The organism is Virgibacillus sp. NKC19-16 (assembly GCF_021560035.1).
GTDB lineage: Bacteria > Bacillota > Bacilli > Bacillales > Amphibacillaceae > Virgibacillus_L > Virgibacillus_L salidurans.
Map to the genome: position 1 here is coordinate 3,249,744 of NZ_CP074373.1, position 13,241 is coordinate 3,262,984.

Annotated in this window: 9 protein-coding genes; all 9 read right to left on the bottom strand. The window is 41.6% G+C overall.

Annotation, left to right across the window (positions count from 1 at the left end):
• Nucleotides 1–7 precede the first annotated feature (7 nt).
• A complete protein-coding gene (locus KFZ58_RS16295) occupies nucleotides 8–1,423 on the bottom strand; it encodes an ATP-grasp fold amidoligase family protein (RefSeq protein WP_235792341.1) in 1,416 nt (471 codons plus the stop codon).
• Nucleotides 1,420–3,591, bottom strand: a complete 2,172-nt coding sequence (locus tag KFZ58_RS16300; protein WP_235792342.1) for a glycosyltransferase family 2 protein — start codon at nucleotides 3,589–3,591, stop codon at nucleotides 1,420–1,422. Before KFZ58_RS16300 ends, KFZ58_RS16295 begins: the two co-directional genes overlap by 4 nt.
• Nucleotides 3,554–5,518 (bottom strand): glycosyltransferase family 2 protein, encoded by a 1,965-nt coding sequence (locus KFZ58_RS16305; RefSeq protein WP_235792343.1) that lies wholly within the window; start codon nucleotides 5,516–5,518, stop codon nucleotides 3,554–3,556. Before KFZ58_RS16305 ends, KFZ58_RS16300 begins: the two co-directional genes overlap by 38 nt.
• Before the next feature lie 203 nt (nucleotides 5,519–5,721).
• The gene (locus KFZ58_RS16310; protein ID WP_235792344.1) at nucleotides 5,722–7,260 is read right to left on the bottom strand and encodes an ABC transporter ATP-binding protein; all 1,539 of its coding nucleotides are present in this window, start codon (nucleotides 7,258–7,260) and stop codon (nucleotides 5,722–5,724) included.
• A gap of 190 nt (nucleotides 7,261–7,450) precedes the next feature.
• Nucleotides 7,451–8,233: an ABC transporter permease gene (locus tag KFZ58_RS16315; RefSeq protein WP_235794764.1), complete on the bottom strand. Its 783-nt coding sequence runs from the start codon at nucleotides 8,231–8,233 to the stop codon at nucleotides 7,451–7,453.
• A gap of 149 nt (nucleotides 8,234–8,382) precedes the next feature.
• Nucleotides 8,383–9,162: a glycosyltransferase family 2 protein gene (locus KFZ58_RS16320; RefSeq protein ID WP_235792345.1), complete on the bottom strand. Its 780-nt coding sequence runs from the start codon at nucleotides 9,160–9,162 to the stop codon at nucleotides 8,383–8,385.
• 1 nt (nucleotide 9,163) lies between these two features.
• Nucleotides 9,164–10,312, bottom strand: a complete 1,149-nt coding sequence (locus KFZ58_RS16325; RefSeq protein ID WP_235792346.1) for a glycosyltransferase — start codon at nucleotides 10,310–10,312, stop codon at nucleotides 9,164–9,166.
• 18 nt (nucleotides 10,313–10,330) lie between these two features.
• Complete coding sequence (locus tag KFZ58_RS16330) at nucleotides 10,331–11,458, bottom strand: glycosyltransferase (protein ID WP_235792347.1); 1,128 nt, start codon at nucleotides 11,456–11,458, stop codon at nucleotides 10,331–10,333.
• Between the two features lie 466 nt (nucleotides 11,459–11,924).
• Nucleotides 11,925–13,232, bottom strand: coding sequence for a UDP-glucose dehydrogenase family protein (locus tag KFZ58_RS16335; RefSeq protein ID WP_235792348.1), 1,308 nt, complete (start codon nucleotides 13,230–13,232; stop codon nucleotides 11,925–11,927).
• Between the last annotated feature and the right edge of the window lie 9 nt (nucleotides 13,233–13,241).

Consider the following 13,241-nt stretch of genomic DNA (forward strand, 5'->3'; position numbering starts at 1 on the left):
TCATTCTTTATTTATCAAGACTTTCTCTTAACGCTTTATATTCATTAAACGCTTTGCCATTCAATAAATCATTCGCAAGGCGCCCCTCTGCCTCTATGAAATAATCTCCCATCCACTGATCGGTAAGTTCATCAAAGTCATCGTAGTTTCCCGGCTTTGGTGTGAATTCGCCAAATACCAAACCATTCGTGGATCTGAGAAAATCAATTCGTATAAATGGGGCTGGTATTTTTGCACTAATGGATGAAGCGAGCTCGATCTCGTCTGTTGAGACGCCCCTGCCTTTAAATAGATCCTCGTCATACTTGCCTGTTCGAACATGCTCACCCGTAGTGGTCCACCAGCAATATTTCATTTCCGGAACGCGGGTGATCTCTAGTATGAGTCCGACTTTTCCATAGAAACAGTAGAATTTTATATCACTTGCAGGAACTTTTCTTTGTTTATCTTCAAAAATAAGCTCTTCCATAAACCATTCGTCATCCGTGACCCAGCCTGAGGTGAGGTCTTCCTTCATCGTTTCAATAAGACCATCCCAGCTGTCAATGGCTTTCGATCGCTTTATATCTATTATATCATGGAATGAATAGACAAGATACACGCCACGAGAACCAGCGCCATCCGCTGGTTTTATGACAATACCTTCTTCTTTCGGAATGTCCGTGTGTTTGTATTTCGCCTCTGACGTCCACGGTTTTCTTACACCAAGCCTGTCCATGAATGTATAGGCGTCTTGCTTTTCATCCAATACCCATTCCGGCAGAGATCCCGTTAGTTGCTTTTGTCTTATCCGCATATTTAAGCTTGCCCTAAAAGATGCTGCCTGTCTTAGCGGGATCCTTTCATCATCTAACCCTGCACGTATCATGAATTCAGGGATTTCTTCGATGTTTAACCCTGAAAGGATGTTTGAATAGACCAGATTTCGATAGTCTGTTTTTTCCTTCATAAATAGTCTGGCTGCGTAACGTAATGCATGGGTATAATTGGTTTGGTGTTGTTTCTTAGATTGAATCGCTTCATCTATAAAGTCCATTAACTTCGCTTCGTCTTTTGTATCTTTTATAAGCTCGTGTACTTGATTGCTGTTTAGTTTGCGGTCATCAAGCATGGCCTCGTTTAATCGTTCTCTCGTTTTATACAATTCTTTTTGTGTTTCCTGCAGGTTTGTTTCCAGTTCTTTTATATAGCTTTCGGTTTTTGCAGTCTTTGAAAATTTTCGCCATGGCTTGGAATATTTCCATGTACTGCTGTTTTCAATGTTTTTGATTTTCTTTTCATTCGTTTTTCTTTCTTTTTCTGCCTTCGTTACCTGGGCTTGCTTTTCGATGAGTAATTTGATTAATTCCTGCTCTTTGTCGCCGTGTGGATGCTGTTCCTGTTGCCTATTTTCCTGCGTGTTTTTTTCGTTATTTGTCGTCATGGCAAGCCTCCTTTTGCTTCACTTTGTAAGTATGGGTTATCATCCACGAACCAATCTTCGAGCTGCATGGCGTATGCTTCCCTATCCGTTTCTACATTTGCCCAATTGTCACTTGCTAATGTAATGGATTTTAAATCCCTTGCATGATTTTTCGTAAGCGCCTCACGTATCTGTTGGTTTAACGGATACCATTTTCCTCTCATTCCAAAATAATCATCGAGGTGATGTGCACACCGCCTTATATTATTTGGAGGTTGATCGATGACCACCCGAACCATATTCGGCTCTACATCCGGAATATACATTTGCTTTTCCTGCAAGATTTGCGGATGTTTAACAATGAGAACATCACAGGTAATATTTTCGCCATAAACTAGTAGGGGGACGTTATTTGCATCCATCGCTTCTCGTAATTGCTGATTTATCACTTTTGGCATTGAAAAGTCATACCTTGCCATTTGGATAAGACCTGTACGAAGGCCCATCTTTGTTTGTGTTTTCATTTCTTCCATGGTAGATCGATGCGTTTCGTCTGCGAATCTGAAATCAGAAACAATCACAACATCAAAGTGGCGACTTCCGGATGGCTTATCTTCCCGGTTCGGCCACATCGGCTCAGGTACCGGAAAAGGCCGCTCCTCTTGCGGATAGGGATAATATAATGTATCTGCCTTTTGATGATAGTCCCTATGAACTTCCGCATATTCTTTGCGTACGCCCATTAAAAATCCATTGTAGCCAAACGCTGAACTACCTGTAAGGGAACCCGCAGCCTGTTTCGGGAATGATAATGGTCCGGTTTTAAGGTCGACCACACTTTTCTTGCCGAAAACGGCTACCATACGACGCTTGAATTCACTATCTGCAGCAAATCGAACACTGTCCCAGTACCCAAGTTCTTCTATTACAGGGATGCTCCGGAACATAAGGGAAGACATATTGGAAAAAATATAATTCCCCGGTGTTCCTCTGCGATGGACTTTAATTTCACCCGTTAATCTTGCCTGTTCTGACGTGTTTGCAATGGCTTGTCTGTTATCTATTAAATGCTTGACCTGTGTTTCGATTTTTTCTGCATGAGACCAATCGTCTGCATCATTGATCGTTACAAATTCACCGGCCGCTTCTTTTAGCGCGATATTACGAGCAACATATGGCCCGCTGTTAACCGGTGTTGTGACTAGTTTTACTCTGGAATCTTTTTTCATGTATGCTTTTATTACATCTACTGTGTTATCCGTGCTGTGGTCATCAACAATAAGTAACTCTAGCTGCTGCCATGTTTGTGACAACATGGATTCAATGGCTGTACCTATTCCTTTTTCCGCGTTGTATGCAGGTATAATGACAGATACTATCGGTCCTTCTTCGATTGTTTTGTCCGTAGGCTTTGTTGTGAGATCTTCATAAGTTGCTGCTTCTTCGCCTGCATCAAAAGTAATCGGTTGAATGTCATATACGTCCAAGGCTTTATTGATCCATTTCACACGCTCATTCAAAGTCTCCTCCAGATTAGCTGCTGCCAAATATAAATCCGGATGTTCTTGCAGTGCTAGAGCTGCTTGTATAATGCGTTTGCCAGCCTTTATTACATGTAATCGATCAAGGCATTCTGCTTTTATGATGGCTACTTTCCTTAAATAATCTTGGTTGTTTTCGCCGATGATTGCTTCAGGAATATATTCGAGAGCCTGACGTGCACCATCCTTGGTGTATTTATTCACGTGCCATAAGGTGAGTTCCCAGGCAATTGCTTGCTTTAAATAGCGATTTTCTGTTTCGTTATATAAATTTTCCAAATCAGCTAAAGCTCTCTCCCTAAAACCTAGATCATATAAATGGTATTTGTATTTTTTTAATTGATTCGCTGCTTTATTTTGTTTGTAAGACCTGCTATAGAGTTGCTTCCTATTTCGTCTGCCTAGCATATAAGCAGCAGTCTCTCTTATGATGCCTTTAGATTTTTTTGGGAGGTGCCATAGTCTGCTTTGTTTGACTGCATGAAACGCTCGTTGCATGGCTTTTAACTTTTGCTTGGACGCTTCATTTTGTGCTTCTTTTTCTTGTAGTTCGTTGTCTAATTTAGTTAGTTGAACCTTCAAGTCGGCGATTCTATTTTTTCCATCCTGATTATTCATTGCTACCAGCTCTATTCTGCCAGTCTTCATCCGCCAAATGGATAGCCGTGAGTTCATCTTTATGATCTGTAATTAACGATTCCCGGATGTTTGCATGTAATGGATACCAGGTTCCAGGTTTGTCAAAATATGCCTCCATCTGGCTGAGGCAATGTTCCATGTTGTAAAATCTCTTCTCCCCTTGTGTTGGCAGTTGATTTACGATCACATGAATAGTCTCTGCATCCACTTGAGGGATATAGTTTTGCCAATCCTCCAGAACAACCGGATTTATAATAAGCATATCGTCTGTTGTAATCTTCTCTCCATAGACAAGCATTTGGATTTGATCACCATCAAGTAAACTGCGCACATCTTTGTCAATATCCTTTTCGATGTCTAAATCATACTGGTACATTTGGATTAAGCCGAGACGAACGCCAGCATTTTTTCGTCTTTTTATTTCTTCCATTACCATTTCTCCTGCGATTCGAAAATCAGAAGCAATAACAACGTCAAATTGGCGTTTGCCTGAAGGCTTATCCTCTCTCTTTGGCCACATTGGTTCAGGCACAGGAAACGGCCGCGCCTCCCCGGGGTATGGGTAGTAAAATGTATCCGTACGCGCATGATGAAATTCAAGGCTTTCTACATATTCCTTACGTACGCCCTTGAAAAATCCATTATAGCCAAATGCCGAACTGCCGGTTAAGGATGCGACGGATTGCCTTGGCAGGGATAATGGTCCGGATTTTAAGTCAACATAATTATTTTTTCCAAAAACCTTGATTAGACGGCGCTTAAATTCGCCATCTGCAGCAAAACGAACACTGTCCCAGGATCCAAGCTCACGCACAACAGGTTCACGCCGGAACATTAAAGAGGACATATTCGGGAAAATATAGATCCCCGGTGTTCCTCTGCGGTATAATTTCAAGTCTTCGGTTAAGCGTGCGTGTTCGGAGGTGTTTGCTATTGTCTCTTTGTTTTCGATTAAATGGGTGACTTGTTTTTCAATTTTTTCTGCATGGGACCAATCATCCGCGTCATTAACTGTTACATATTCTCCGGTCGCTTCTTTTAATGCGATATTTCGCGCTACATATGGTCCGCTGTTCGTTGGGGTGGATAAAAATTTGACCCTGGGATCTTTGCGACTGTATTCTTTAATCACTTCTGCTGTGTTATCAGGGCTGCAGTCATCAACTGCAAGCAACTCGATATTCTGCCATGTTTGATTTAAAATAGATTCGATGGCAATACGGACGCCTGTTTCGGCATTAAAAGCTGGCAATATAACAGATACTTTTGGCCCTTCCTCTATTTTCCTATCCAGCGGCTCTGTTTTTAAATCGTCATAGGTTACCGTTTCCGCGTTTGTTGAAAATAGAATTGGTTGAAGGTTATAGACGCCTAATGCTTGGTTGATCCAGTTTACACGCTCATCTATACTACCTTCCAAGTTAGCTGCTGCCATGTACAAGTCTGGATGCTGTTGATTTGCGAGAGCTTCTGTGATCACACGTTTCCCTGCTTCAATTTCATCTAGCATTTCATGGCATTCTGCTTTTAAGATGGCTGCTTTTCTTAATTGGTTTTGGTCTTTTTCCCCATCAATTGCAGCACCGATATAAACAAGCGCTTGACGTGCCCCGTCCTTGGTGTATTTATTGGCATGCCACAAAGTGAGCTCCCATGCCGCAAGCCGCTTCATATATGGATCTCGACTTGTGGAATAAAGCTTCTCAAGCTCCGTGAATCCTCTGTCGGTGAATCCGAGATTATAAAGGTGGTGTTTTACTGTTTTTAGTTTTCGCCGTTGGGCTTGTTTTTTGCCATCTTTCGTGAAACGTTTTATTTTTTCCTTCTGTTTGTCTGTGAATAAATTGGAAAGAGATGCTTTCTGTTTTTCAGACAGAAAGGTATATAAGAACCAATCCATTGATCCTGTAATCATTTTCTTTATGAGACGCAACAATACCCTCACCACCTGCTTAAAATCACGTTACTTGTCATTTACTTTCTTTTATAGGTTGTTCAAAAAGTCCGGTAAAAATGACACTTCGAATTTCTTCGTTGGCTTGTTTCTCCGCTACTCATGTATTTAAAAGCATACATTCCGCTGCTCGAAACTACGCCGCCTCGAACTTCTCGGTCATTTTTATCCTCCTTTTTGACCACTCATTTTTTAGCTTTCCCTTTTTTCGCAACACCCTGCGCCTCTCTGTATTTATCAACAGCTTCCTGGGCGCTTCCATCATAGCGAACTTGTCCTTGTTCCATCCAAATGGCGCGCGTGCATATCTGCTCGACAAAGCTCATGCTGTGTGTGACGATAATGACAGCTTTAGCGCGCTCCATCATATCCTGAATACGTTCACTGGCTTTTTGCTTAAAGGCCATATCTCCGGTGGATAATGCTTCATCAATGATAAATATATCCGGTTTTAAAATGGCAGCAATACTGAAACCAAGCCTTGATTTCATCCCACTGGAATAGTCTTTCACCGGTTTATCCATTGATTTTGCCAATCCGGAAAATTCCACGATTTCATCATAATTTTCTTCGATTCGCTTTTTGGGGATCCCTAAGAGCAGTGCATTTAAATAAATATTGTCATGCCCGGTCAACTGTGCATTAAACCCAGTCCCATAGCCAAGCAATGCAGATGTTTCTCCATTAAGTTCGATTTGTCCTTCGTCAGGTGCAAGGATTCTTGTTAGCACCTTGCATAATGTACTCTTACCTGCACCATTATGACCGATTATCCCCAGCACCTCGCCTTCTTTCACCTCGAAATTAACATCTTTCAGCGCCCAAAATGTGCCGGTATTTAATTTATAGGAAATCCCGACATTTTCTGCTTTAACGACGGTGTTACCCGTTTCGACTGCCTCTGTTTTTTCCAATTGCAGATTACGCTGTTTTCTTGGCGGAAGTGGAGGCACCGTTGCTTTATAATGCTCAATGACCTCTTTCGGATCACCAACTTCTCGGACAACACCACCGTCCAGCCAAATTAATCTATCACAATTCCGCTGGGCGTACCTGAGACTATGGGTTACGATAATAACCATCTTCGCTTGGCTTACAAGTTCCTTCATTTTTTCGGATGCTTTCCTGCTGAATTTCGCATCCCCCGTATTTAATGCTTCATCCAGAATCAAGATTTCCGGTTGCAGGTGGGCAGCAACACTGAAGCCCAGTCTTGCTTTCATCCCACTGGAATAATACTTCATCGGCTGATCGATAAATGCGCCCAGATCGGAAAATTCATGGATTTTGTCAATGTAACGGTTAATCAACTCTCTATCAATACCGAGCATCATTCCATTTAAATAGACATTATCACGACCTGTTAGCTCCTTATTGAAGCCCATTCCTAAGGAAAATAAGGCAGTTACATTCCCGTCTACCTTCATTTCCCCTTGATCTTCACGAAGAATGCCTGCGATGATCTTACTAAGGGTTGTCTTCCCGGCCCCATTCGAGCCGATGATCCCGAGAATTTCACCCTGATGCCCTGTAAAATTAATATCTTTCAGCGGCCATACCTTTTCTTCTTTATCTTTTTTTCCTTTTTTCTTAAACAAATCGAAAACAAGTGATTTATAGTCGTCTTTCTTGGCCCCAAAGGACACCCCGATGTTTTTCGCTTTGATCACATCGGTATCAGTATTGGTAGGCTTGTTCTTTGTTTGTTCTTCTTGATTCGACACGTTAAAAACCCTCTTTTTATAGGTGATGGTTTATAATGCTTGTTCAAAAAGGAGGATAACAAGGACCGAGAAGTTCGAGGCGGCGTAGTTTCGAGCAGCGGAATGTATGCTTTTAAATACATGAGCAGCGGAGAAACAAGCCAACGAAGAAATTCGATGTGTCATTGTTACCGGACTTTTTGAACTTCCTTTATAATGCTTTGATGATTTTATGTTCATTCTTACTATAGTGACGCAGCATTAAAATTCCAGCGATTGCAGAAATAATTAAAATGGTAAATAGCCCTGTAAAATCCGGACTGTTTTGGTACATAAGCACATCTCTATAAGCAGTTACGATAATGGCGATCGGGTTAATATCCACGACCCAGCTGTACTCTGGCGGCAGACGCCCACCTACCCAAATAATCGGTGACGCATAGAAAAATATCCGTGTTACATAGGTAAGCACGTTATCAATATCGCGAACAAACACCGTAATATAACCTAAAAATAGACCCACTGCTAATAAGAATACTAATTGAACGAGTATGATCAATGGCAGATAAATAATTTGCCAGTCCGGCATAACGCCATATATTGCCAAAAATATGGCGACCACGATTAAACCAAATGCAAAGTTAAACATCTGTGAAATCGTGAAAGAGAGCGGAAACAACGCTTTAGGCATGTACACCTGATTAATAATCGAACTATATCGCAAAATCGATTTGGAAGATGAGCCGACTGTCGAACTAATCATGCGCCATGCGACGAGCCCGATAACAAGGAATAATGGATAATTCTCCACATCATCGCCTCTGCCTAATATAACAACAACTAAAAAATAGTATACAAGCACGTTTAAAAGCGGATCCAGCAGCCACCAGAAATAGCCCAAATAGCTGTTTCGGTGTTCTGCTTTTAATCCGGACTTCACGAGAAAATATAATAAGTCTTTTCGTTTAAGCATTTCCTGCAAATAAGTTTTCATAGTTACAAATGACACCGCCTGTTTCTAAATAAGAGACTGTTTAATAAAAGATTTCGTTCATCTTTCTATTGATTATTATCTATTGACACTAGAGGTTTATGGTAATCCTTTATCAATATAATTATATTTAATTAATAATAACCACGCTTCTATCGTTTTATTTTACGGAGAAATAAATTTCTTATATTAATTAATGCATAGTGAGAGAAGTACCAGATGCTTTTTAATAAGCTCTGTTTTTCCACATGCCGATACACATACCAGTTTTGTTTCGCTGCTTTAAGTTTATTGCTGGAAATGGAATTCTCCACCAGCCTGTATTTCGCCAGTACTTCCGGCAGTCCGTAGGCAGGGAATCCCTGCTTTGTAAGCGTCAACCAGAGTGCATAATCCTGCCGTGTTCGTATATTCACCATTTCCACCCTGCCGATTTTAGCCGTATCCAACATAACTGTCAAACAGCCGATGACACAGTGCTTCATTAGGGAGTCATAATCGACATATTGCGGTGCGGATGTAACAGACTTCGTTAGCGTACCGTCTTCCTGAACAATCGCATACTTCGTAAATGAAAAGGCAATGTCTTTTTTCTGCATGAATCGCAGCTGCTTCTCGAGCTTTTCCGGTGTCCACAGATCATCACTGTCCAAAAAAGCGAAATATTGTCCCTTCGCTGCCTCCATCGCTGTATTACGCGCAACAGCTGATCCGCTGTTTTCTTCAAGCTCTATCAGTTTTATTCTATCGTCTTGTTGCTGGTAGTTTTTAATATATTCGACTGTTTTATCCGTGGAACGATCATCAACAAGGATCATTTCCCAATTGGTATAGGTTTGCCTCAGAGCAGATTCAATGGTTTGGCTTATGAATCTCTCTGCGTTATAAGCAGGGGTGATGATTGAAATTAACGGATTTTGTTTGTTCTCCAATTTACTCAGCCCGATCCTTTTGCATGCTTGTATTTGTCAATTGCCCGTACCATGTAATCAGCTTGTTTTCTTCGGTACGCCAATTTAACTCTTCCATAACAGCTTTTCTTCCATTTTCGCCCATACGTTTTGCCACGTCCTGATTATTTCTTAAGTAGAAAATCGCTTCTTTAATTTCGGATTCGTCATACGGATCAACAGCGATCCCGCATTCATACGTCTCCATAAATTCTTTCCATACGGGAAAATTCGAACATATAATAGGAAGTCCTGCGTTCATATACTCGAAAAACTTCGTCAGTTCCTTTTTCATGTAATGCTCCGTTGGTGGGAATAAAGCAATACCTGCCAGCCAATTACGGCTGAGATATCTTGCTTCCATGTCTTCTTTTTCAATAAAACGGTCGATTCCTTCTATTTCTAAATTATTCTGTTTATCACCGGAAACTGCATACATTTCATCCGCCAAGTCACTTGGACATTTTCCGACAAAATGGACGGAAACCGATTCGTCGATGAGCGGAATTTTTGCATGAATAAGCGCACCCCTCACGTAAGATACATTACCAGTATACAGTAGCGCGTCTGCTAACGGGCCGTCATTACGACTGTGATTGATAAAATTTTCATTAATCGTCGGGTAGTTTAATATACATTTTCCCCTTGGATAGATGTCTTTATAATACTTCTCCGCGAGACAAAGCTCCATTTTCCTGGAAAAAAATTTCTCCATATACTTATACGTTGATGCTATCACTTTTTTAACGGGGGTACGCATATATTCTTTTTGCATGATGCTTGTAACATAATCTTCATGGATGTCATAAATAACGACATTGTTTTTCTTCTTCAGGAGCCATGCGGCCGGCAATAGCTCCGGATCATGAAAATGGTAGACATCAGCATCTAGGTCCTTCGCCTTTTTATACGCCTCAATCGTCCCGAAAATCATGCGTTTTAATCTGCTTGTATATGTCTTGACAGGTACATGTTTGATCGGCTTATCTTGTGCAGTTTCCGTGTCTGCTTGCGCGATCAGCGTTACGTCGTGCCCCGCATTGTGAAGGGATAAGCATTCTTTATGATAAATCCGCGGGTCATACGGGTGGTGTACGGTTGTCATATGTACAACACGCTTAGGAGCCGTCATACTCCATCATCTCCTGCTTCATTTTTCGATTTGATCAATCGTTTGATTGAATGTTTCTTCGTATTGTTTCACGATTTTTTTCGCGTTAAATTCGTTTGCACGGGTGAGGCCTTTGTCAATGATTTGGGCTGTTTGTTCTTTATTTAAGGTAAGGATCTCATATATTTTGTCAGCCATTTCTTCTGCGTTTCCAACTTCACACATCCGGCCGAATTCTCCGTAATTTAGTACTTCGCGGGCTCCTGGCTTGGCATTCGTTGAAACGACAGGGGTCCCTGTGGCTAGCGCTTCAGCTAACACGTGACCAAACCCTTCACGCTTTGATGATAGTACAAACACATCCGCCTGCTTAAAATAAATATACGGATTTTGCTGAAAGCCTATGAAATGAACCTTGTCCTGAACGTGATGTTCATGCGCGGTTCTCTTTAAATCTTCTTCTAATTCGCCCTCGCCCAGGATTACTAATTTAGCATGGATGCGCTCATTTACTTTTGCAAAAGCACGGAGTAACGTTTCGTGGTCTTTGTCTTTTACGAGCCTTCCAGCTGTGATTATAATTTTTTCGTTTGCGTTGAAAATGGCTTGATGCGCTCCGGCTACTTGTCCGTGTTTTATATTGTTTTCGATACTGTCTAAATCGACTGGATTATAGATAACCTTGATTTTTTCTGACTTCACTTTATACTGCTTAATGATATTTTCTTTCACACCTTCAGATAAGGCAATGACTTTGCTGGATAGTTTATATAGCATTCCATAGGCTAGCAATTTTATATTTTCTTTAGGGCTGCCACCTAAAAAGGCCGCCTCCCGCACAATATTTTTTGCACCTGTAAAAGCAAATAAATTTGCCAAGATGGCGATCGTATTATAATTCGGAATCGTGCTAAATACGATGTCTGCTTTTTCTTCTCTTATCACCTTCGCTAAAGGAAAAATAGCTGATCGCAGGCGTTTTGTTTCCAATTTAATAAACGTCACATCTGATTTTATATATTCTTCATACGAGCCATTATAGTTTAATGTCACCAAAATGGGTGTGAATTTCGTTCTGTCTAAGTTGTTAATAATATTAAGCAGGGTCCTTGCTGCACCGCCAGCACCCATCTGATATATGAAAAATAGCACGCTTTTCTTTTCCATCGTATGCAGCCTTCCCCTATCTAACTTTAGCGATTAATACTAAGGGGCATTATACCATAGCAGACTGAATAAATAAATTGTCGAAATGGTTACAAAAGTGGGGCGCATGTGGATAGGGTATGAGCAATATTAGGAATATCATAAATTATTCAGCTCAAATGGAGAAAGTTGTCACACGAGTTTGGGGCTCGCTCGACTAGAAAGTATTGACGCTCGTGCTGCAGGTTCTGGCGCGCGCTCGTGCAGGGATGAGGCTTACTCGAGCGACTGCTCCTCCAAATCGAGCGACTAACTCGGGCGAGAATATGAAATTGGGTGGCTGGCGCTCGAGTTCGGATAGGGCTCGCTCGACTAGGAAGTATTGGCGCTCGTGCTGCAGGTTCTGGGGCTCGACTTGCAACCTATGGCGCTCGACCGCCATACAACCACTCTTTACTACAAAAAAGTCGGTAACAAGGCCAACTTTCTAATTATAGACCGTCGGCCGCCCAATCGAATGATACTCCACGCCACTTCCCGCCGCGTCTTCTAATTCAAAACAGTTCCTGCCGTCAAAAATCACCGCATTTGTCATGTGTTTTTTATAATCCTCTAACGGGAATGCTTTAATTTCCTTCCATTCTGTGAGAATAATTGCGATGTCTGCATCTTCAATTGCTTCCTCTACACTGGATGCGTAGTTTATTTGCTCGGGTAAAATCCTTTTCGCATTGTCTGTTGCGACAGGGTCATAGGCATTTACAATAGCACCTTCAGCCAGAAGCTTGTCTGTAACTAGAATAGACGGGGCTTCGCGCATGTCATCGGTGTTTGGCTTGAATGCCAATCCTAATACTGCGACTTTTTTCCCTTTTATCGTTTCAAAGCGTTCAAGGAGTTTATCAACTAAAACGCCTCGTTGTCGGTCATTCGAATCCACGACATTTTCCAGTATCGGCATGTCGTACGCTGCATCTTTTCCGATAGAGATGATAGCCCGGGTGTCTTTCGGGAAACAGGAGCCGCCATAGCCGATGCCTGCATTCAAGAAGGCGTTACCTATCCGTTCGTCCATTCCCATGCCTTTGGCAACATGATCAATATTGGCTCCAATCTTCTCTGATAGGTTTGCCATTTCATTGATAAAACTGATTTTCGTCGCTAAAAAAGCGTTCGATGCATATTTGATCATTTCTGCACTTCTAAGATCTGTTTTTACAATTGGAAGATGGAAATCCGCGTTTACTTTTTCCAAAGCTTGCAAAGCATCCGTGTCATCTGAACCGATAACGATTCGATCTGCGTTAAATGTATCGTACACTGCTGAACCCTGGCGCAGGAATTCAGGGTTTGAGGCGATTTTTACGGTGACGTTTTCCACCAAATCCGATTCGATTTTATGTTTTATATATTCATTTGTGCCAACAGGTACGGTGCTTTTTGTAACGATAACAACATCACCCACTAAATTCGCGGCAATGGATTCACAAGCTGCGTTAATATACGTTAAATCTGCCGAGCCGTCTTCCCCTTGTGGTGTTCCTACAGCAATATAAACCATGCTTTTTCCCGTCAGGCCCTCTTGATAATCTGTGGTAAACGTGAGATTACCATTTTCGATATTTTTTTGTAGAAGCTCTGTTAGTCCTTTTTCATAAATAGGGCTGATCCCCTGTTTTAATGTAGAGACTTTTTCTTCATCGATGTCTATACATGTAACCTTATTACCAAGGTCGGCCAGGCAAACGCCTGTTACCAATCCTACATATCCGGTTCCAATCACTGCTATTTCCATGGGTCCCGC

Excerpts from the sequence above, each read along its gene's own strand:
- KFZ58_RS16315 (WP_235794764.1), bottom strand. The coding sequence starts at position 8,233 with ATGAAAACTTATTTGCAGGAAATGCTTAAACGAAAAGACTTATTATAT.
- KFZ58_RS16300 (WP_235792342.1), bottom strand. The coding sequence starts at position 3,591 with ATGAAGACTGGCAGAATAGAGCTGGTAGCAATGAATAATCAGGATGGA.
- KFZ58_RS16335 (WP_235792348.1), bottom strand. The coding sequence starts at position 13,232 with ATGGAAATAGCAGTGATTGGAACCGGATATGTAGGATTGGTAACAGGC.
- KFZ58_RS16295 (WP_235792341.1), bottom strand. The coding sequence starts at position 1,423 with ATGACGACAAATAACGAAAAAAACACGCAGGAAAATAGGCAACAGGAA.
- KFZ58_RS16330 (WP_235792347.1), bottom strand. The coding sequence starts at position 11,458 with ATGGAAAAGAAAAGCGTGCTATTTTTCATATATCAGATGGGTGCTGGC.
- KFZ58_RS16325 (WP_235792346.1), bottom strand. The coding sequence starts at position 10,312 with ATGACGGCTCCTAAGCGTGTTGTACATATGACAACCGTACACCACCCG.